Source organism: Streptomyces sp. NBC_00335, assembly GCF_036127095.1.
Lineage (GTDB): Bacteria > Actinomycetota > Actinomycetes > Streptomycetales > Streptomycetaceae > Streptomyces.
Genome location: NZ_CP108006.1, coordinates 6,041,208 through 6,060,037, shown reverse-complemented (window position 1 = coordinate 6,060,037; position 18,830 = coordinate 6,041,208). Strand labels below are relative to the sequence as shown.

Genomic DNA, 18,830 nt, shown 5'->3' with positions numbered 1-18,830 from the left:
ACGTCGCCCTTTCTACCAACCGGCGGCGCCTCACGGCTCGGGGATTACGACGAGACCCCCCGCCCGGTCGGGGCGGGGGGTCTCGTCGTGCGGCCGGGCGCGGTGGCTCAGCGCAGGTGGGACGTGTCGTTCAGGAGGCGGACCGAGGCGTTGCCGTCGGCGTAGTAGGCGACCGCCGAGAGGGAGGCCGCCGAGAGCTCCATGCGGAACAGGGCCTCCGGCGGGGCGCCCAGTGCCAGCCGGACCAGGATCTTGACCGGCGTCACGTGCGAGACCAGCAGGACCGTGCGGCCCGCGTGCTCGGCGAGCAGCCGGTCCCTGGTCGCGGAGATCCGGCGGGTGGCCGAGGCGAAGCTTTCGCCGCCGCCCGTGGGGGCGGCCTTCGGGGAGTCCAGCCACGCCTGGAGGTCCTCGGGGTGGCGCTCGCGCGCCTCCGCGAAGGTCAGCCCCTCCCACGCGCCGAAGTCGACCTCGCGCAGGCCCTCTTCGACGGTGACGGTGAGCCCGAGCCGGTCGGCGACGGCCTGCGCGGTCTCCCGGCAGCGCCGCAGCGGGGAGCTGATCACCGTCTCGATGGTGCCGCGCGCGGCCAGCGACTCCGCGACGGCGGCGGCCTGGCGGCGGCCCGCCTCGGAGAGCTCCGGGTCGCTGCCCCGGCCGCTTCCGGAGAACCGCTTCTGCGGGGTCAGCGCGGTCTCTCCGTGGCGCAGCAGCACGAAGGTGGCCGGGGGCCCCATGTCGGGTCCCCAGCCCTGTCCCGCCGCGGGCGCGGCGCCGGTGATCGTGGGCGCTGCCGTGCCCGGACCGGAAGCAGGGGCCGGCGAGCTCGCCGGGGCCGCCTCGTCGGAAAGGCCCGCCGGAGCCGCCGGGTCGGCGAGGTCCGCCGGGTCGGCGAACAGGGTGTCGGCCCCTGCCTGTGCGGAGCCGGCCCGCGCACCCGCAGCGGCGCTCGCGCGGGTCCGCGTACCAGCGCCGGAGGCGAGGGCCGCGCGGACCGCCGCGGCGCCCGCTGCGGCGTCGCCCACGGGGCCCGCCGGGGGCGGGGTCGCCAGGGTGCGGGCCGCCGAGGCGTCCAGGGCGGCCGAGGAGTTCGCGGGCTCCCACTGCTTGCCGCGCTTGCCCGCGTCCATCGCCTCGTTCGCGAGCCGGTCCGCGTGCTTGTTCTTCTCGCGCGGGATCCACTCGTACGTCACCTGGGCGCGCGGCATGACCTTCGCCGCCTCCGCCGCGAGCGGCTTCATGTCCGGGTGCTTGATCTTCCAGCGGCCCGACATCTGCTCGACGACGAGCTTGGAGTCCATGCGTACGAGGACCACCGCGTCCGGGTCCAGCTCGCGGGCGGCCTTCAGCCCGGCGATGAGGCCCTTGTACTCGGCCACGTTGTTCGTCGCGACGCCGATGTACTCCGCGCGCTCGGCCAGCGTCTCGCCCGTCACCGGGTCGAGGACGACGGAGCCGTACCCGGCGGGCCCCGGGTTGCCCCGGGAGCCGCCGTCGGCTTCCACAACGAACCGCGGCATCAGATGCCCGAGTCGGCCATGCGGACCAGGATGCGGCCGCAGCTCTCGTGCCGGACGACCTGGTCGCGGGCGGCGGCCTTGATCTCGTTGACCTCGGCGAGGTCGAGCTCCAGGCGGCAGCCCTCGCAGCGGCGCTGCGACAGGCGGGCGGCGCCGACGCCGCCCTGCTTCACGCGGATCTTCTCGTAGAGGGCGATCAGCGCGGCCGGCATGGCCGTGACGATGACCTCGCGGTCCTTGGCGATGCCGGCGACCTCGGCGTCGATCTCGCCGGTGGCGGCGTCGCGGCGCGCGGTGGCGTCGACGAGCTTGGTCTCCAGGGAGGCGACCCGGTCGGTGAGCTCGGTGACGCGCTCCTGCGCACCCTCCAGACGCTCCATGACCTCCAGGACCACGTCCTCCAGGTCACCCTGGCGCTTCGCGAGGGAGACGACCTCGCTCTGCAGGTTGGCCAGGTCGCGGGCGGAGATGCCTACGCCGGTGTCCAGACGGGCCTGGTCGCGGGCGGCGCGCTGGCGCACCTGGTCCACGTCCTGCTCGGCCTTGGTCTGCTCGCGGGCGGCGTCGGTGGCCTGCGTCTGGGCGGCGACGAGGAAGTCGCGCTGCTGGGCCAGGTCGCTGGTCAGCGAGTCGACCTCGGCGTGCTCGGGGAGCATCTTGCGCTTGTGGGTCAGCTGAGACAGCCGGACGTCCAGGGCCTGGACGTCGAGAAGTCGGATCTGGTCGGCGGGCTCGGCGTTCAGTTGGGGGCTCCAGGGTGAGAAGGGGATGTCACGGACGGCGCGTGCGCCGTCCACGGGTCTGTGGCCGTGCGCGAGACGTGGGTCCGCAGACCCCAGCCGTTGCGCTCGGAGATGGCGTCGAGCTGGGCCGCGGCCTGCTCGCACCAGGGCCATTCGGTGGCCCAGTGGGCGGCGTCGACGAGGGCGAGCGGGCTCTGCTCGCGGGCCTCGGACACCGGGTGGTGGCGCAGGTCGGCGGTGACGTACGCGTCGACACCGGCGGCCCGGACCTGCGCGAAGAGGCTGTCGCCGGAGCCGCCGCTGACGGCGACGGTGCGGATCATCGCGTCGGGGTCGCCGGCCACCCGGATGCCCTGCGCGGTCGGCTGGAGCCAGGCGGCGACGCGCGCCGTGAACTCGCGCAGCGTCTCGGGGCGGTCCAGCTCGCAGAGCCGGCCCAGGCCCCGGCGGCCCTGGGGGTCGGTCGGGTCGGGCACCAGCGGGCCGGTGACGCGCAGGTCGAGGGCGCCGGCGAGGGCGTCGGAGACGCCCGGGTCGGCGGTGTCGGCGTTGGTGTGGGCGACGTGCAGCGCGATGTCGTTCTTGATCAGCGTGTGCACGGCCCGGCCCTTGAAGGTGCCGGCGGAAACGGTGGTGGTGCCCCGCAGGTAGAGGGGGTGGTGGGTGACGAGCAGGTCGGCACCCAGCTTCACCGCTTCGTCGACGATCTCCTGGACGGGGTCGACGGCGAACAGGACCCGGGAGACCTCGGCGTCGGGGTCGCCGCAGACGGTGCCGACGGCGTCCCACTCCTCGGCCCGCGAGGGGGGCCACAGAGCGTCCAGCGCGGCGATGACTTCAGAGAGACGGGGCACAGGCCAAGGCTACCGTCCGTGGCGACCGGCCCCGGTCTTCCCGTCCCATCCGCGGGCCGATGCGGATACTGTCTGCGGCGGCAGGGGAAACGGGGGGATCCATGCGTGCCGGAGAAGTGCTCGACGCCCGATATGAGCTGGTCCGGCGCCTGGACGTGGGCGGCATGGGCGAGGTCTGGGAGGGCATCGACCGGCGCATCCGCCGCAAGGTCGCGATCAAGCTGATCCGCGAGGAAGCCGATCCGGCGCTGGTCCCCGAGCTGGTGTCCCGGCTCGGCCGGGAGGCGACGGCGGCGGGACGGCTCGCGCACCCCCACATCGTCGCCGTGTACGACTACAACAGCGTGGCGCAGGACGACGTACCGCTCGTCTACATCGTGATGGAGCTCGTACGGGGCCGCTCGCTCGCGGAGGAGCTCGCGCAGCGGCTGCCCCCGCTCCCCCAGGCGCTGGCCTGGGCCGAGCAGATCGCGCTGGCCCTGGAGTCGGCGCACGGGCCGGAGGCGGGGGTGGTCCACCGGGACCTCAAGCCCGGCAACGTGATGGTCACCTACGGCGGGCTGGTCAAGCTCCTCGACTTCGGGATCGCCCGCTTCCTGGAGGACAACGACACCCACCACACGAAGCTCACCGGCGCCCGGATGGTCGGCACCCCTGCCTACATGGCGCCCGAGCAGTGCGACGGCCGGCCGGTCGACGGGCGGACCGACCTGTACGCCCTGGGCTGCCTCCTCTACACGATGCTCACCGGGCGGCCGCCCTTCACGCTGGAGCGGGGCCTGCTGCAGGTCATGTACCAGCAGGTGCACGAGGTGCCGCCGCCGCCGAGCGCGTTACTGCCGGTGCCCGGGTCCGTGGACCGGCTGGTCATGGACCTGCTGGCCAAGGATCCGGCGGACCGGCCGGCCGACGCCGCGCAGGTGGTGGACCGGCTGCGCACGCTGAGCCGTACGCTCGCCGCCACCGCTGCGGGCCCCGCGGCGGCCGCGCCCGCGGGGGCCGGGTCCGCCGGAGCGGGGGCGTACGTACCGACCGAGCCGGACCTGCCGGCCGGGGCGCCGTCCGTACAGGAGCCCGCCGAGGACGAAGACGAGGACGCGAACGACGACGAGGTGCTGGAGGGCGAGTACGCCGACCCCGACCCCGGCGAGGTCTTCAGCGCCCGGATCCGCGCCGCACTGGTGGAGCGCGGCCGGGTGGCGCGCGCGGAGGACGACCCCGGCATCGCGCGGCTGGCGCTGGGCGAACTGCTCACCGACACCGTCCGGCTGTTCGGCGCCGAAGACCCGCTGACCGTGGGGTTCGGCTTCGACCTGGCCTGCGCCTGCGCCCGGGACGGACTCTTCGGGGAGGCCTCCGCGCTGCTCGGCCGGATCGTGCCGCACATGGAGGCCCTGCACGGACCCGAGGACCGCCGCACCCTCTACGCCCGCTGCCTGCTGCCCTGGTACCTGGCGAGTGCCGGCGCCCTGCGCGAGGCCGCCGAGCTCTACGCGGACGTCGTGCGCGATCTGCGCCGGGTGCTCGGGGAGACCGACAGCCTCACCCTGCACACCCGGTACCAGTACGTCACCCAGCTGGCCAAGTCCGGCGACGACGTGGGGGCGGTCCAGCTGTGGCTCTCCCTGATCCCGCGGCTGGACTCCGAGCAGCGCACGGTGGGGGCGCTCGGCGCGGACGCCCGGCGCGAGCTGTGCGACGCGGTCCTGCGGCTGCGGGGCAACGCGGAGGCCGCCGCCCGGCTGCGGGTGCTGGTGTCCCATCTGGTGGGGCTGCTGGAGGACGGGCGGGAGGAGACGTACGCGGCCCGGATCGTGATGGCCGGCTGGGTCGCCGACGCGGGCACGGCGCAGGAGACGCTGCCCACCTGGCGGGTGCTGATCAGCGACTGCACGGCGGCGCTCGGGGAGGAGCACCCGCTGACGCTGCTGGCGCGGTTCCGGCTGGCCGAACACACCGAGGGCGCGGGCCGCCCGTCGGAGGCGCGCGCGCTGCTCGTGGAACTGATGCCGGCGCTGTACGCGCACCAGGGCCCGGCCGGGGAGCTGGTGCTACGGGCCCGCTACCTGCTGGCGCTGACCACGCGGGCCGTCGATCCGGCGGCGGACCTCGCGCAGTGGGAGGAGCTGGCACCGGATCTGGAGGCGCTGCTCGGGAGCGGGGACCGGCTGACGGTGGACGCCTGGTTCCGGCTCGCGCTGGCCCTGTCCGCGCGCGACCGGCAGGCGGAGGCGCTGGCGCTGCTGAACGCCGTACTGCCGCGGCGCGGCGAACTGTTCGGGGCGGACGAGCCGGTCACCCTGCGCGGGCGCTGCGCGCAGGCGGCCGGGGTGGCCGCGCTGCACGGGGAGGCGGTGGCGCGGCCGATGTGGCGGGAGCTGCTGGCGGAGCTGACGCGGGCGCTGGGCGGCCGGCACGAACTGACCCGCGGGGTCCGGGAGCGGCTGGGTCTGGTCCCGGAGCCGGAGGAGGTGCGGTCGGCGGACCTCCCCGGGCTCGGGCCGGTCTGGACCGTGCGGGCCACGTGAGCCGGCGGGCCGCTTGACCAGGAGGCCGCGCAGGTCGTCGGAGGGACCCGGGACGTCTCCCGAGGAGGGGGAGCGGGCAAAGACCGGAAAAGCGGGTTAGGTGTACCTAACCAGGCCCCTCACCCCAAACACCCCGATATCGCACAGCACAATCGCCTCCTCCCTCACAGCGGAATCGCCGACCCGCCACCCGTATGTGTGAAGCGGGGATTGTCGCGTTGTCCGGAGGGAAGCGCGATCACTACCTTCCTCGGCGGAGGTGTCCGCAGATGACTGTCTGTGCCATCGAGAAGACCAGCGCGACCCCGTTCACCATCGCCGCCGACGGGTCCTACGCCGCCCGGCTCGCCGGGCACGGCGAAGCCCGCTATCCGGAGCGCTGGACGCTGACCGGCCCCGAGCCGTACGCGGTGCCCCTGCCCCTCGCGCAGCCCGAGGAGGCCGACAGCGAGGTGCTGCCGCTGGCCGACGGGCGGGTGCTGATCCACCGTCGGGTCGCGGAGCGGCACGGCTTCGCGCTGCTGTACCCCACGGGCGGCGGCGCAGCGGGCGCCGGGCCCCGGACCGGGGAGCTGCAGCTCGGCGCGATCCCGGCGGCCGACGGCGTACGGGTCACCCTGCTGCCCCCGTCCCCCGACGGGCACGGGGCCTTCGCCCTGGCCGTGGGGGCCACCTCGACCACGGTGTGGCAGGTGGCCGGCGTCCCCTTCGGGCCGGAGCGGGTCGCCGGGATCCCGGGGCGCTGTTCGGGCGGGGTCTGGCTGGACCGGACCGGCCGGCTCCTCGCGCTGGACCGCGAACTGGACGGCCCGGGCGGGCCGGTGACCAAGGCGGTGGCCGTGGACCTGCGGCGGGGCGGGGAGATCTCGCCGCTGCTCCAGATCGCGGAGGACAGCGACGACCGGCTGCTGCTCGCCGACCCCGACAGCGGGCTGCTGCTGATCCGCTCGGACGCGCCGGGCGAACCCCGGCTCGGCTGGGGGGTCCTGGGCAGCGCCCGCCCGGTGCGGTTCCCGGAGTGCCTGCGGGCCGTCGGGGCCACGGCGACGCCGTTCGCGGTGCAGCCGGGGCAGGTGCTGATGCCGGAGAGCTGCGGGGTCGCCCTGCGGGTGGACGAGGCCGGCGACGGCTACGACGGGGCCGTGGCCGGGCTGGCCCTGTGGCGCCCCGCCGACCGGCACGTGTTCCGGCTCGGCGCCCCGGCCGGCTGGCTCGGCGCAACGGGCCGCTGGACCCCGGAGGGCCGCCTGCACCTCCCGTACTCCACCCCCGAAGTCCCCTGCGGCCTCCTGGGGATGACCCTCCCGGTCTCCCCGCCCCCGCCCATCCGCCTGGACCCGATCCCCCTCCCGCCGGCGCCCGCGCGGCCGGTGCCCTTGCAGCAGGCTCCGCTGGGGTGAGCGCCGCCCGCTCCCGGGCGTCTGCTATCCAGGCGCGGTGACGAACTCCGCGACGAACTCCAAGCCCTACGACGCGGTCCTCTGCGACCTCGACAACGTGATCCGCTTCTACGACACGGCCCGCGTGAGCGAACTGGAGGCCTCGGCCGGCCTCGTGCCGGGCACGACCTCGGCCGTCGCCTTCGCCCCCGCCCTGGACGGGCCGCTGCTGCTCGGGCTCACCACCCCGGAGCAGTGGGTCCTGGCGGTCGCGGCCGAGCTGGCGAAGGACGGCAGGCTGTCCCCGGCCCGCGCGGACGAACTGGCCCGGGCCTTCGCCGGCTCGCCGTTCTCGGCCGACGCCACGGTGGTGGCGATGCTGCGCCGGGTCAGGGCGTCGGGCACGCCGCTGGTCCTGGTCACCAACGCGACCCTCGACCTGGAGGACGACCTGGAAGCGCTGGGGCTGACCGACCTCGCCGATCACGTGGTCAGCAGCGCCCGGGTGGGCGTGGCCAAGCCGGACCGGGAGATCTACGAGATCGCGGCCGGGCGCGCGGGGGCCGCGGTGGACCGGTGCCTGTTCATCGACGACCGGCTGGAGAACATCGAGGCGGCCGTCGCGCTGGGCATGACCGGCGTGCACTACCGGGAACCGGCCGACCTCCACGAGCCGCTGGCCTTCGCCCTCGCGCGGTGAGGGCCGTCCGGGCAGGCCGGTGGGGTACAGGACCCGAGGGTCCTGCGCCCCACCGGCGTGGTCCGCAGCGGTCAGCCGTCGTGCTTGAGGCCGAGGACTTCCGCCGCCGCGAAGGTTTCGTTCGCCGGGCGGGAGTCGTAGTGCGGGGTGAGGAGCCCGTCGAGTTCCTCGTAGGAGAAGGACTCCTTGGTGGTGTCGAACTTCGCCGCCACCTTGGGGCGTTCCATGACGACCACGATGCCGCCGTGGACCACGAACAGCTGCCCGTTGGCCTTCGCCGAGGCCGGGGAGGCCAGGTAGCCGACCAGCGGGGAGACGTGCTCGGGGGCGAGGGCGTCGAGCTTGCCCTCCTCCGGTACCTGGAAGCCCGCGAAGACGTCCTCCGTCATCCGGGTGCGGGCGCGCGGGCAGATGGCGTTGGCCGTCACCCCGTACTTGGCGAGGGCCAGGGCGGTGGACGTGGTCAGGCCCACGATGCCGCCCTTGGCCGCCGCGTAGTTGGGCTGGCCCGCCGAGCCGCCGAGGAAGGCCTCGGAGGAGGTGTTGATGATCCGGCCGTAGACCGGCCCGCCGGCCGCCTTGGAGCGTTCGCGCCAGTGCACGGAGGCGAAGTGGGTCGTGTTGAAGTGACCCTTGAGGTGGACCCGGATGACCGAGTCCCACTCCGGCTCCGACATCGAGAAGACCATCCGGTCGCGCAGGATGCCCGCGTTGTTGACCAGGATGTCGAGCTTGCCGAAGCTGTTCACCGCCAGCTCGACGAGCTCGCGCGCCTGCTCGAAGTCGGCCACGTCGCCCAGGTGCGCCACCGCCTGTCCGCCCGCGGCGCGTATCTCCGCCGCGACCTCCTCCGCCGGGGCGGCCGAGGCCTCGCCGGAGCCGTCGCGGCCTGGCTGCCCGAAGTCGTTGACGACCACGCTCGCGCCGAGCCGGGCGAGTTCGATCGCCTCGGACCGGCCGAGGCCGCGGCCCGCCCCGGTGACGATGGCGACGAGTCCCTCAAGTGGCAGTGACATCCGTACGGTTCCTCTCGAAACGGGTCAGAGTTCGATGCAGGTGCGCAGGGCCACGCCCGTACGCATCTGGTCGAGCGCGTCGTTGATCTCGGCGAGCTGCACGCGGTGCGTGATCAGGCCCGCCAGGTCCACCCGGCCGGCCCGCCACAGCGCGATGGTGCGCTCGTAGGAGCGGAGCACGTCGCCGCCGCCGTACATCGACGGCAGGATCTTCTTCTCGTCGAAGAAGAGGGAGAACATGTTGATCGAGTAGTTGTCGTCGAGGGCGCCCGCGCCGACCACGACGACGGAGCCGCCGCGGCGGGTCATGTCGTAGGCGGTCTTCGTGGTCGCGGACTTGCCGACGACCTCGAAGACGTAGTCGAAGCCCTCGCCCGCGGTGATCCGGTTCTTGGCGTCGGCGAACTCCTCCGGGGAGACCGCCTCGGTGGCGCCGAAGCGCAGTGCGGCCTCGCGCCGGGAGGCGACCGGGTCGACGGCGATGATCTGGGCCGCACCCTGCACCTTGGCGCCCTGGATGACGGAGATGCCGACGCCGCCGCAGCCGATGACGGCGACCGAGGAACCGGCCTCCACCTTGGCGGTGTTGATGGCCGCGCCGAGTCCGGTGGTGACTCCGCAGCCGATCAGGGCGGCGATGTCGAAGGGCACGTCGTCGGGGATCGGTACGGCGCAGCCCGCCGGGACCACCATCTCCTCGGCGAAGGTGCCGGTGCCCGCGAAGCCGAAGATGGGGCTGTCGCCGCGCTGGAAGTTGGGGGTGGCCACGTTGCCGAAGGCCTCCAGGCACAGGTGGCCCTGGCCGCGCCTGCAGGAGGGACAGTGCCCGCAGGGCGGCAGCCAGCAGACCAGGACCCGGTCGCCGATCTTGTGGCTGGTGACCCCGTCACCGACGTCGGTGATCACGCCGGAGCCCTCGTGGCCCGGGATGAAGGGGGCGGGCTGCGGGAGGACGCCGCTCATCGCGGAGAGGTCGGAGTGGCACAGGCCGGTGGCCTTGATGCGGATCTTGACCTTGCCGGGGCCGAAGCCCACGGCCTGCATGTCCTCGACGACTTCGAGCTTGTCCTGGCCTATCTCGCTCTGGAGTGCTGCGCGCACGGTGCGGCTCCTTCTCTGGGTCTGCGGGGTATCTCGCGTGCTTCGGCTGCGGCGTCCGCTCAGCTGCGTACGGCTCAGCCGTGTTCGACGACGGTGTCGGCGAGGACCGGGGCGTCGTCCCGGTCGGCGGCGCTCACCGTGACCAGGACGCGGCCGGGCTCCTGCCACATCCGGATCCGCAGGGTCTCGCCGGGGAAGACGATCCCGGCGAAGCGGGTGCGGTAGGCGCGGACGCGGGACACGTCGCCGTCCAGGACGGTGTCGACCACGGCCTTCAGGGTCATTCCGTACGAGCACAGGCCGTGCAGGATCGGCTGGTCGAAGCCGGCCATCTTGGCGAACTCGGGGTCCGCGTGGAGCGGGTTCCAGTCTCCGGAGAGGCGGTAGAGCAGCGCCTGCTCCTCGCGGATCTTGCGCTCCTCCACCCGGTCGGGCGCCCGCTCGGGCTGCTCGGCCTTGACGGAGGGACCGCGGTCTCCGCCGAAGCCGCCCTCGCCGCGGACGAAGATCGACGCGTCGGAGGTCCACAGCGGCCCGTCGGCGTCCGCGACCTCGGTGCGCAGGACGATCACGGCCGCCTTGCCCTTGTCGTAGACGGCGGCCACCTTGGCGGTGGAGGCGGCCTGTCCCTTGACCGGGATGGGCCGGTGCAGCTCGATGGACTGGCTGCCGTGCAGCACGTTGGCGAGGTTGACCTCGATGCCGGGGGCGGCGAGGCCGCCCATCATGGCCATGCCGGAGCCGGCGACGGTCGCGAAGCTGGGGAGCACGTGGAGCTTGGACTCCAGGGTGTAGCGCAGCTCGTCGGGGTCGGTGGCGGCCCCGGGGTTGTTCGGGGAGGTCCCCGCGCCGAGTCCGAGGTGGTAGAGCTGGATGTCCTTGTGGTCCCAGGCGATGTTCCCCTGGCGGGGTTCGGCGGCGAGGGCCTTGGCGGCATCGATCGGCATGGGCGTGCTGCTCCCTGTGTTGGAAACACCCTCTTCGGGGCACCGGCTGTCTGGCGCCGGTCGTGTGGCACCGGCTCTGGAGCACCGGTCGCGTAGTACCGGCCGTACGGCACCGGCTGTGGAAGCGCGGTGCCTTGGAAGACCTCGGCGCGGCCGTCCGCACCGTCGGCCGCACCGAGGTCGTATGAGGGACCCGGCACTCTAGAACGCGTTCTAGGTTGCCCGGTGAAGGAATGTATAACGCACGCCCCAGCAGTTGGGAAGACTCCTGACTCTCTGTCAGACTCACTTCTCCCGCGGTGCGTTACGCCGGTACGGGACACTTCGCCCCTACCCTGGCCGGGTGGATGAGATGCCCGTTCCCCTGCGCCCCGCCCGATCCCTGCGGGTGCTCCTGGACCCGCCGAACCCGGCCCTGGCGGTCCTCCTCGGCCTCCAGCCCGACATCGAGGTGGTGACTTCGGCGCTGGCCCGCCCGGCGGTGGCGCTGACGGAGTCGGTGGAGCGCGTACCGGTGCTCCTGGCGGAGGATCCGGAATGCCGGATCCTGGTGCTGACGGGCTCCGCCCACCCGGGCCTGCCGCAGGCCGCACTCGCCGCCGGAGCGGCGGGCCTGGTCCTGCGGGACGGCCCGGTCGAGGACCTCGCGGACTGCGTCCGGCGCGCCTCCCGGGGGGAGACGGTGGTCGACCCGGCACTGGAGACCCCGCAGGCCTCGTAGGCCTCGTAGGCCTACCACACGCACGGACGCCCACCACACGCACGGACGTCCGCCCGGGCACACACGCGCCCGCCCCGTCGATCCCTCCGGATCGACGGGGCGGGCGTACGCGCGCGTGTCTGGGCGGACTCAGCCGGTGGGCGTAGCCTCGGTCCAGTCGTCGACCGTCCGCGAGGGGTCCAGGGCGACCGGCAGCCGCTCCAGCCCGCGGAAGGCCGGGAAGGGCCCCTTGAGCCAGTCCTCCTGACCGGCCTCCGGGGTGGCCAGGACCATGTCGGGGAACCGGTCGAGCAGGGCCGTCAGCGCGATCTCCAGCTCCATGCGGGCGAGCGGGGCGCCGAGGCAGTAGTGCGGTCCGTGACCGAAGCCGAGTTGGGTGCTCTGCAGCCCCTTGCGCGTGATGTCCAGGGTGTCCGGGTCCGCGAACTTCTCCGGGTCGCGGTTCGCCGAGGAGATCGCGATCTGGACCAGCGAGCCCCGGGGGACGGCCACTCCCCCGATCTCCAGGTCCTCCAGGGCGTAGCGGAACGTGGAGGTCTCCACGGAACACTCGAACCGGACCAGCTCCTCGACCGCCTGGGGCAGGAGCGCGCGGTCCTCCCGGACCAGCGCCAGCTGGTCGGGGTGGGCGAGCAGGGAGAAGACCGCGTTGCCGATCTGGTAGGTCGTGGTCTTGTGGCCGGCGAAGAGCAGGACCCACATCATCGAGACGAGTTCGTCGTCGGTCAGGGCCCCGTCCTCGTGCTGCGTCTGGATCAGCACGGTGAGGAAGTCGTCGGTGGGCTCGGCGCGCTTACGGCCGACCAGATCGAGGAAGTAGTTCCGCAGCCAGTCCTCCGCCGCGGCCAGCTCGCCGGACATGTCCTTGCTGAACCGGGAGCGGGTCACCTGTCCGAACCACTTCAACACGTCGGTGCGCTCGTCCCCGACGATGCCGAGCAGCTCGCAGATGACCATGACGGGGAGCGGCATGGCGAAGGAGGCCATCAGGTCGACGGGGGTGTCCGTCGGGCACTTGGCCAGCAGTTCGCCGGCGAGCTGCTCGATGCGCGGGCGCAGGAGCTTGACGTGGCGCGGGGTGAAGGCCTCGTGGGCGATGTGCCGCAGCCGGGTGTGCCGAGGGGGGTCGGCGAAGATCAGGTTGTCGTCGAGGGCGTCGCAGGTGTCCCCGAAAACGGCGTGGTAGATGTCGATGCCCTCGTGCATGTCCTTGCCGATGCGCGGATCGGACAGCGCGAGGCGGGCGTCCTCGTACCGGGTGATGAGATACGTGTCCACCCCGTGGCGCGTGGTCAGCTTGCAGACGGGGGCCTGCTCGCGCAGCGACCGGTAGACCGGGTAGGGGCACGTACGGTACTCCGGCGTACCCATGGACACGGCCGCGACGGCCTCGTCGACGGGGAGGCCGTCACTCACGGCCACTGCGGGTTCGGTCGTCACGGCTCAGACCTCTCGTGGGGCTCGGGGCTCGACTGTCCAGCCACCTCACTCCCTCGGCCCGCGGCCCGAATAACATCCGTTACCCCGTTCGGGCCCGAAACTACGCCCGCCTGAGCGGATCGGCCGGGTCCCGGACCCGTCCCGCGAACACCCGCGGGGCCCCGCCATAAGGTCCCCCCATGCCGGACACCGCAGACCTCTCCCCCCTGGACGACGCCAGTCGCCACCGGATCGACGTCCACCACCACTTCTGCGCCCCGGAGTGGCTGGAGTGGGCCGAGGTCCAGGGCCTGGCGAACCGGAAGGCCCTGCCGCCGTGGGCACGCTGGGACTCCGCGGCGGCCCTGGACCTCATGGACCGGGCGGGAATCGCCACCGCCGTCCTCAAGCCCATGCTGCCGGCGCGCTACACGACGTCCGCACAACTGCGCGAGGCCACCGCCATCACCCTGCGGGCGGCCGCGGACGTCACGAACGCCCATCCGGGCCGCTTCGCGTTCCACACCCCCCTCTTCCTCGACGCCCCGGAGGTCGCCCGCTGGGCGCTGCGGCGCGGACTCGACGAGCTGGGGGCGGTGGGGGTGAACGTCACGGCGAACTACGGGGGCGTCTACCTGGGCGACCCCTCCTACGACCCACTCTTCGCCGAACTCAACGAACGCTCAGCCATCGTGGACACACACCCGCACAACCTGCCGCTGCCGAGCGGGGGGTCGTTCCCTGGCGGAGGTCCGGGCTCGGGCGGAGGCCCAGGCTCGGGCGGAGGACCAGGGCCGGGCGCGGGCGCGCGCTCAGGGCTGGACGCAGGCGGAGGCCCCGGGGCGGGGCTGGGCGCAGGCCCGGGGGCGGGGCCGGGCACGGGCGGAGGACCCGGTACGGGCGGAGGCCCAGGCGCGGGCGGAGGCCCGGGGCCAGGCGGAGGCCCAGGAACCGGCCGAGGCGCAGGGCCGGGCGCGGGGCCGGGCGCGGGCGGAGGCCCAGGAACGGGCCGAGGCCCAGGGCCGGGCGGAGCCCCAGGGCCGGGCGGAGGCCCAGGGTCAGGCGGAGGCCCAGGGTCAGGCGGAGGCCCAGGGTCAGGCGGAGGCCCAGGGTCAGGCGGAAGCCCGGGAGCGGGCGGCGGACCTGGGGCCGTGGCCGTCCCGGGGATTCCGAACTTCCTGTGCGACTTCCTCCTGGACACGACGCGGGCCGCGCTGAACATGATCCACAAGGGCACCCTGGACCGGTTCCCGAACCTGTCGGTGATCCTGCCGCACGCGGGCGGCTTCCTCCCGCACATCGCCACCCGGGTGCAGGCCTTCGCGGGGGCGCTCACCCCGCCCGTCGACCCGGCGATGGTCCGGGACCACCTGCTCCGCTTCTACTACGACACGGCCGGGCCCATGTCCCCCGCGGGCACCCTGCTGGCGATGGCGTCCCCCGACCGCATCCTCTTCGGCAGCGACTGGCCGGCGTGCCCTGCGGAGATGGTCACGGACATCGCCCTGCCGGCGCTGGCGGGTGACCCCGCCCTGACGCCGGCGCACCATCGGGCGATCAACCGGGAGAACGCGCTGCGGTTGATGCCGAGTTTGGCTGCGCTGAGCCCTGCGCCCGTCTGAGCGGCGCCGCGCCTCGCCGTGGCCGCTGCGCGGAGCGAAGTCCCCGACCCGCCCTTCCACCGTTCCCAGGGCCGGCCCTGACCCGGTCCTCAAACGCCGGACGGGCTGGGAAGGGGTACCGGGCTGCGCCCGGACCCCCTCTGGGGCTCCGCCCCAGACCCCGGTCCTCAAACGCCGGACGGCTAAAAGGCCCCAACCACCCGGCGGCTGAAGAGCCCAGGGGCTCGACCCCCCAACCACTCAGGGCCGAAAGCCCCCACCACCGGCGAAGCCGGAAGCCGTCCAGGCAGGAGCCGCGAACGCCAGCTCCCCAGCCAGGGCCGGGAATCTCGGTCGGAGACGTCCTCGCCTCACTCGGGGACGGGGACGGGGACACCCGGTCGGAGATGTCCGCGCCTCAGTCGGGGACGGGGACACCCGGTCGGAGGCATCCGCGCCCCAGTCGGGGACGGGGACACCCGGTGGGAGACATCCGCGCCCCAGTCGGGGCCGGGGCACCCGGGCCGGGCACGAAGACACCCGAGCCTGGCAAGCCGACCCCCCGGTCGCGCAAGTTGGCCGCCCGGGTCGGGGACGGGGGCGGGGTGGGGTGTCGGCCTGGACGTAGAGCGTGATTTGTGGCGCAGGTACAGCCCGAACCCTGTCAAAGCGGAACAGAGGGCGCCTAAATCATGCAGTCCAGGCCGACACCCCACCCCGCCCCCGGCACCGGCCCCCATCCGCAGCCGGGCCGGACCCAGGCAAACCCCAGCCCCGCCGGCGCTTGAGGCGCAGGGGCCCGGGGACTGGTCCCCGGCAACGGCGCCGCGCCGCACCCCGCGGAGCTACCGCCGCAGGAGCGTAACCACCGCCGCCCCACCCAGCCCGATGTTGTGCGCCAGCGCAACCCTCGCCCCCGGAACCTGCCGCGCCCCCGCCTCACCCCGCAGCTGCCAGACGAGCTCCGCCGCCTGCGCAAGGCCCGTCGCACCCAGCGGGTGGCCCTTCGAGATGAGGCCGCCCGACGGGTTGACCACCCACCGCCCGCCGTACGTCGTCGCGCCCGACTCCACCAGTTCCCCGGCGCCGCCGTCCTCGCACATGCCCAGCGCCTCGTACGTCAGCAGCTCGTTGATCGAGAAGCAGTCGTGCAGCTCGATGACGTCCACGTCCCCGATCCCGAGCCCGGACGCCGCGAAGACCGCCCGCCCCGCCGCCGCCGTCATCGGCTTGCCGACCACGTCGATGCAGGAGCCGGAGGCGAAGGAGGCCTCGGTATCCGTGGTCATCGACTGCGCGACGATCTCCACCGCCCGCTCCCCCAGCCCGTGCCGCTCCACGAACCGCTCCGACACGACGACCGCGGCCGCCGCGCCATCCGACGTCGGCGAGCACTGCAGCTTCGTCAGCGGCTCGTGGATCGTCTTCGCGGCGAGGATCTCCTCGACCGTGTAGACGTCCTGGAACTGCGCGTTCGGATTGTTCGCCGAGTGCCGGTGGTTCTTCGCCCCGACCGCCGCCAGCTGCGCGGCCGTGGTCCCGTAGAGCTTCATGTGCTCCCGCGCCGCGTTGCCGAAGATCTGCGCGGTCGGCGGCGACATCTCGAAGCCGTGCCCGGCGGCCATGATCCCGTAGTGCCGGGCCACCGGCGAGGTCTTGAAGTCCCCGCCGTCCGCGCCCCCGCCCAGCGCCCCGCGCTTCATCTTCTCGAAGCCCAGCGCCAGCACGCAGTCGTTGATCCCGCCCTCCACGAACTGCCGCGCCATCATCAGCGCGGTCGAGCCCGTCGCGCAGTTGTTGTTGACGTTGTAGACGGGTACCCCGCTCAGCCCCAGCTCGTACGCGGCCCGCTGGCCGGCCGTGGAGGCCTGGAAGCAGTAGCCGACCGGCACCTGCTCGACCAGCCCGTAGTCGATGCCCGCGTCGGAGAGCGCCGCGTCGCCGGCCTCCTTGACCATGTCCCAGTACTGCCAGTCCCTCGACTCCGGCTTCTCGAACTTCGTCATGCCGACGCCCACGATGTACGACTTCATGTGTGTCCCCACTGCCCTTCGCTTCAGTCCCTGGGAAGGCCGAGAATCCGCTCGGCGACGACGTTGAGCTGGACCTGTGTGGTGCCCCCGGCGATGGTCAGGCAGCGGGACATGAGCATGCCGTGCACCGCCCGCTTCCCCGCCCCCTCGCTCACCGCGCCCGCCGGACCCAGCAGTTCGAGCGTGAGCTCGGCGGTCCGCTGCTGGTGCGGGGTCTGGACGAGTTTGCGTACGGACGCGCCCGCGCCCGGCTCCAGTCCGGAGACCTGCTGGAGCGTGGTGCGCAGCCCGATGCAGGCCAGCGCGTGCGCCTCGGCGGCCAGGGCGCCGATCCGCACCCGGTACCCGCCTTCGAGTTCGGCGGAGCGGGCGAGCAGTGCCTCCAGGCCGGTGTCGAAGGTCATCTGGTCGGCCATGTGGACGCGTTCGTTGCCGAGGGTGTTGCGGGCGACCTTCCAGCCGCCGTCCTCCGCGCCCACGAGGGCGTCCGGCGGCAGCGGCACGTCGTCGAAGTAGACCTCGTTGAAGAGGGCTTCGCCGGTGATCTCCTTGAGCGGCCGGATGTCGATCCCGGGGGTCTTCATGTCCACGATGAAGTAGCCGAGCCCCTTGTGCTTGGGGGCGTCCGGGTCGGTGCGGGCCAGCAGGATCCCGTAGTCGGCGCTGTGCGCGGAACTCGTCCACACCTTCTGCCCGTTGACGATCCAGCCGTCCCCGCCGGGCGCCCGCTCCGCCTTGGTCCGCAGCGAGGCGAGGTCGGAGCCGGCGCCCGGCTCGGAGAAGAGCTGGCACCAGGTGACGTCCCCGCGCAGCGTGGGCAGCAGGTGGCGCTCCTGCTGTTCGGGGGTCCCGTAGGCGAGCAGCGAGGGCACCACCCAGGTGGCGATCCCGAGGTCGGCGACCTTGACCCCGGCGGCGGCCAGTTCCTGCTGCACGACGAGTTGTTCGACGGGTCCGGCGCCGAGCCCGTACGGGGCCGGCAGGTAGGGGGCCGCGTACCCGGTGGGTGCCAGCACCCGGCGGGCGGTGGCGGGGTCGAGGCCGGCGGCGTCCGCGATGGCGGTACGGGCCTTCGCGCGGTGGGTCTCGGCGTGCGCGGGCAGTTCCAGGCGCAGTTCGCGCCGCGCGCCGGCGGCGGCGAGCCGTACGGCACGGACCCGGTGGCCGTCGCCGGAGCCGAGGAGCTGGCGGGCGACGAGGGACCGGCGGAGGTAGATGTGGGCGTCGTGCTCCCAGGTGAAGCCGATGCCGCCGAGCACCTGGACGCAGTCCTTGGCGCAGGAGTACGCGGCGTCCAGCGCGGTGCCGGCGGCCAGCGCGGCCACCAGGGAGCGCACCTCGGCCGGCTCCTCGGTGGCCTGAGCGGCGTCCCAGGCGAGCGCCCGGGCCTGCTCCACGCGCACCAGCATGTCGGCGCACAGGTGCTTGATGCCCTGGAACTGCCCGATGGGCCGCCCGAACTGCTCGCGCACCTTCGCGTACTCGGCGGCGGTCTGCAGCGCCCAGGCGGCGGTGCCGCAGGCGTCGGCGGCGAACAGCACGCAGGCGAGGTCCCGTACGAGGGCGGCGTCGAGTTCCAGCAGGGCGCCCGGCCCGGCGGTGACCCCGCGGGCGCGGACCTCGGCGGTGGGCCGGGTGGGGTCGGCGCTGTCCTGGGTACGGATGTCCAGCGCGGCGGCGTCGACGGCGAACCAGCGGGTCCCGTGCGCGGTCTCGGCGGCGAGCAGCACGAGGTCGGCCTCGCCCGCTCCCAGCACCGGCGGCGCGGTGCCGTCGAGGAGGTAGCCGCCCTCCACAGCGACGGCGGTCAGGTCCCCGGGCCCGAGCGCCACGGCCCCGACCCGCCCCCCGAGGGGCTCGGCCGCGGCCCGGTCCAGGAGTACGGAGGCCAGCACGCTCGGCAGGTACGCCCCGGGGAGCGCCGCCCGGGCGGCCTCCTCCACCACGACGGCGAGGTCGAGCAGGGTTCCGCCCTCCAGGTGCGGCTCCAGCAGCCCGGAGGCGAGCAGCCCGTCCCAGTAGGCGGGCCGCGAGCCCGTCTGCGGCGGGGTGTCGAGGAGCTTGCGCACCTCCTCGGGCGGCACGGCCCGCGCGACCCAGCCGCGTACGGCCTCGGCCAACTCCCGCTGTTCCTGTGTGATTCCGATGCCCATGCGCGGCAGAGTAGAACACGTTGCATTCTGACGGAAGGTCAGAACTGAAACGTGTTCTCGCTTTGCGGACCGCCGCAGCCCTGCCGTCCGGACCGGATCTCAAGCCGTGCCGAGC

Annotated in this window: 14 protein-coding genes and 1 pseudogene; 6 read left to right on the top strand and 9 right to left on the bottom strand. The window is 73.6% G+C overall.

Translation table 11 applies throughout. From position 1 onward, the window contains the following. Window positions 1–107 precede the first annotated feature (107 nt). Genes OHA37_RS27530 through OHA37_RS27520 form a run of 3 tightly spaced genes read right to left on the bottom strand, consistent with a single transcriptional unit; the run spans window position 108 to window position 3,117 of the window. Window positions 108–1,520, bottom strand: coding sequence for a bifunctional RNase H/acid phosphatase (locus OHA37_RS27530; RefSeq protein ID WP_266909251.1), 1,413 nt, complete (start codon window positions 1,518–1,520; stop codon window positions 108–110). Then, window positions 1,520–2,263, bottom strand: a complete 744-nt coding sequence (locus OHA37_RS27525; protein ID WP_266913125.1) for a zinc ribbon domain-containing protein — start codon at window positions 2,261–2,263, stop codon at window positions 1,520–1,522. Before OHA37_RS27525 ends, OHA37_RS27530 begins: the two co-directional genes overlap by 1 nt. Then, window positions 2,260–3,117 carry a Nif3-like dinuclear metal center hexameric protein gene (locus OHA37_RS27520; RefSeq protein WP_266909250.1) on the bottom strand — a complete coding sequence of 286 codons (858 nt, stop codon included), beginning with the start codon at window positions 3,115–3,117 and terminating at the stop codon, window positions 2,260–2,262. Before OHA37_RS27520 ends, OHA37_RS27525 begins: the two co-directional genes overlap by 4 nt. Window positions 3,118–3,218: 101 nt before the next feature. Here OHA37_RS27520 and OHA37_RS27515 point away from each other — a divergent pair, with 101 nt between their 5' ends. The 3 genes from OHA37_RS27515 to OHA37_RS27505 all read left to right on the top strand — a co-directional run bounded on the left by OHA37_RS27515 (window position 3,219) and on the right by OHA37_RS27505 (window position 7,724). Next, window positions 3,219–5,645: a serine/threonine-protein kinase gene (locus OHA37_RS27515; protein WP_266909249.1), complete on the top strand. Its 2,427-nt coding sequence runs from the start codon at window positions 3,219–3,221 to the stop codon at window positions 5,643–5,645. 269 nt (window positions 5,646–5,914) lie between these two features. Continuing rightward, complete coding sequence (locus OHA37_RS27510) at window positions 5,915–7,045, top strand: hypothetical protein (protein ID WP_266909248.1); 1,131 nt, start codon at window positions 5,915–5,917, stop codon at window positions 7,043–7,045. A 37-nt stretch (window positions 7,046–7,082) separates the two neighbouring features. After that, on the top strand, window positions 7,083–7,724 hold the full coding sequence (locus tag OHA37_RS27505; RefSeq protein WP_266909247.1) for an HAD family hydrolase: 642 nt from the start codon (window positions 7,083–7,085) through the stop codon (window positions 7,722–7,724). Between the two features lie 71 nt (window positions 7,725–7,795). Here OHA37_RS27505 and OHA37_RS27500 read toward each other — a convergent pair whose 3' ends face one another. The 3 genes from OHA37_RS27500 to OHA37_RS27490 form a co-directional block, all read right to left on the bottom strand. Further along, window positions 7,796–8,740 (bottom strand): 3-oxoacyl-ACP reductase, encoded by a 945-nt coding sequence (locus OHA37_RS27500; RefSeq protein ID WP_266909246.1) that lies wholly within the window; start codon window positions 8,738–8,740, stop codon window positions 7,796–7,798. Window positions 8,741–8,764: 24 nt separating this feature from the next. Further along, window positions 8,765–9,841: a Zn-dependent alcohol dehydrogenase gene (locus OHA37_RS27495; protein WP_266909245.1), complete on the bottom strand. Its 1,077-nt coding sequence runs from the start codon at window positions 9,839–9,841 to the stop codon at window positions 8,765–8,767. 74 nt (window positions 9,842–9,915) lie between these two features. Further along, entirely contained in the window at window positions 9,916–10,788 is an 873-nt protein-coding gene (locus OHA37_RS27490; RefSeq protein WP_266909244.1) for a MaoC/PaaZ C-terminal domain-containing protein, read from the bottom strand. 352 nt (window positions 10,789–11,140) lie between these two features. Here OHA37_RS27490 and OHA37_RS27485 point away from each other — a divergent pair, with 352 nt between their 5' ends. After that, entirely contained in the window at window positions 11,141–11,509 is a 369-nt protein-coding gene (locus tag OHA37_RS27485; RefSeq protein ID WP_266913123.1) for a DNA-binding response regulator, read from the top strand. Between the two features lie 129 nt (window positions 11,510–11,638). On the opposite strand, the gene OHA37_RS27480 is transcribed toward OHA37_RS27485, so the two are convergent. Beyond that, window positions 11,639–12,949, bottom strand: a complete 1,311-nt coding sequence (locus OHA37_RS27480) for a cytochrome P450 family protein (protein WP_443046222.1) — start codon at window positions 12,947–12,949, stop codon at window positions 11,639–11,641. Between the two features lie 179 nt (window positions 12,950–13,128). On the opposite strand from OHA37_RS27480, the pseudogene OHA37_RS27475 reads away from it, so the two are divergent. Both OHA37_RS27475 and OHA37_RS27470 read left to right on the top strand, forming a co-directional pair. Further along, window positions 13,129–13,629 (top strand): annotated as a pseudogene (locus OHA37_RS27475) (amidohydrolase family protein); the annotation flags it as partial. A gap of 450 nt (window positions 13,630–14,079) precedes the next feature. After that, window positions 14,080–14,550: an amidohydrolase family protein gene (locus OHA37_RS27470; RefSeq protein ID WP_323182415.1), complete on the top strand. Its 471-nt coding sequence runs from the start codon at window positions 14,080–14,082 to the stop codon at window positions 14,548–14,550. 824 nt (window positions 14,551–15,374) lie between these two features. Here the strand turns inward: OHA37_RS27470 and OHA37_RS27465 are convergent. Both OHA37_RS27465 and OHA37_RS27460 read right to left on the bottom strand, forming a co-directional pair. Next, window positions 15,375–16,562: a lipid-transfer protein gene (locus OHA37_RS27465; RefSeq protein ID WP_266909242.1), complete on the bottom strand. Its 1,188-nt coding sequence runs from the start codon at window positions 16,560–16,562 to the stop codon at window positions 15,375–15,377. A 23-nt stretch (window positions 16,563–16,585) separates the two neighbouring features. After that, on the bottom strand, window positions 16,586–18,715 hold the full coding sequence (locus OHA37_RS27460) for an acyl-CoA dehydrogenase (protein WP_266909241.1): 2,130 nt from the start codon (window positions 18,713–18,715) through the stop codon (window positions 16,586–16,588). Window positions 18,716–18,830: the final 115 nt, after the last annotated feature.

Coding starts and splice junctions, on each gene's coding strand:
- OHA37_RS27530 (WP_266909251.1), bottom strand. CDS start 1,520: ATGCCGCGGTTCGTTGTGGAAGCCGACGGCGGCTCCCGGGGCAACCCG.
- OHA37_RS27515 (WP_266909249.1), top strand. CDS start 3,219: ATGCGTGCCGGAGAAGTGCTCGACGCCCGATATGAGCTGGTCCGGCGC.
- OHA37_RS27510 (WP_266909248.1), top strand. CDS start 5,915: ATGACTGTCTGTGCCATCGAGAAGACCAGCGCGACCCCGTTCACCATC.
- OHA37_RS27500 (WP_266909246.1), bottom strand. CDS start 8,740: ATGTCACTGCCACTTGAGGGACTCGTCGCCATCGTCACCGGGGCGGGC.
- OHA37_RS27490 (WP_266909244.1), bottom strand. CDS start 10,788: ATGCCGATCGATGCCGCCAAGGCCCTCGCCGCCGAACCCCGCCAGGGG.
- OHA37_RS27485 (WP_266913123.1), top strand. CDS start 11,141: ATGCCCGTTCCCCTGCGCCCCGCCCGATCCCTGCGGGTGCTCCTGGAC.
- OHA37_RS27465 (WP_266909242.1), bottom strand. CDS start 16,562: ATGAAGTCGTACATCGTGGGCGTCGGCATGACGAAGTTCGAGAAGCCG.
- OHA37_RS27460 (WP_266909241.1), bottom strand. CDS start 18,715: ATGGGCATCGGAATCACACAGGAACAGCGGGAGTTGGCCGAGGCCGTA.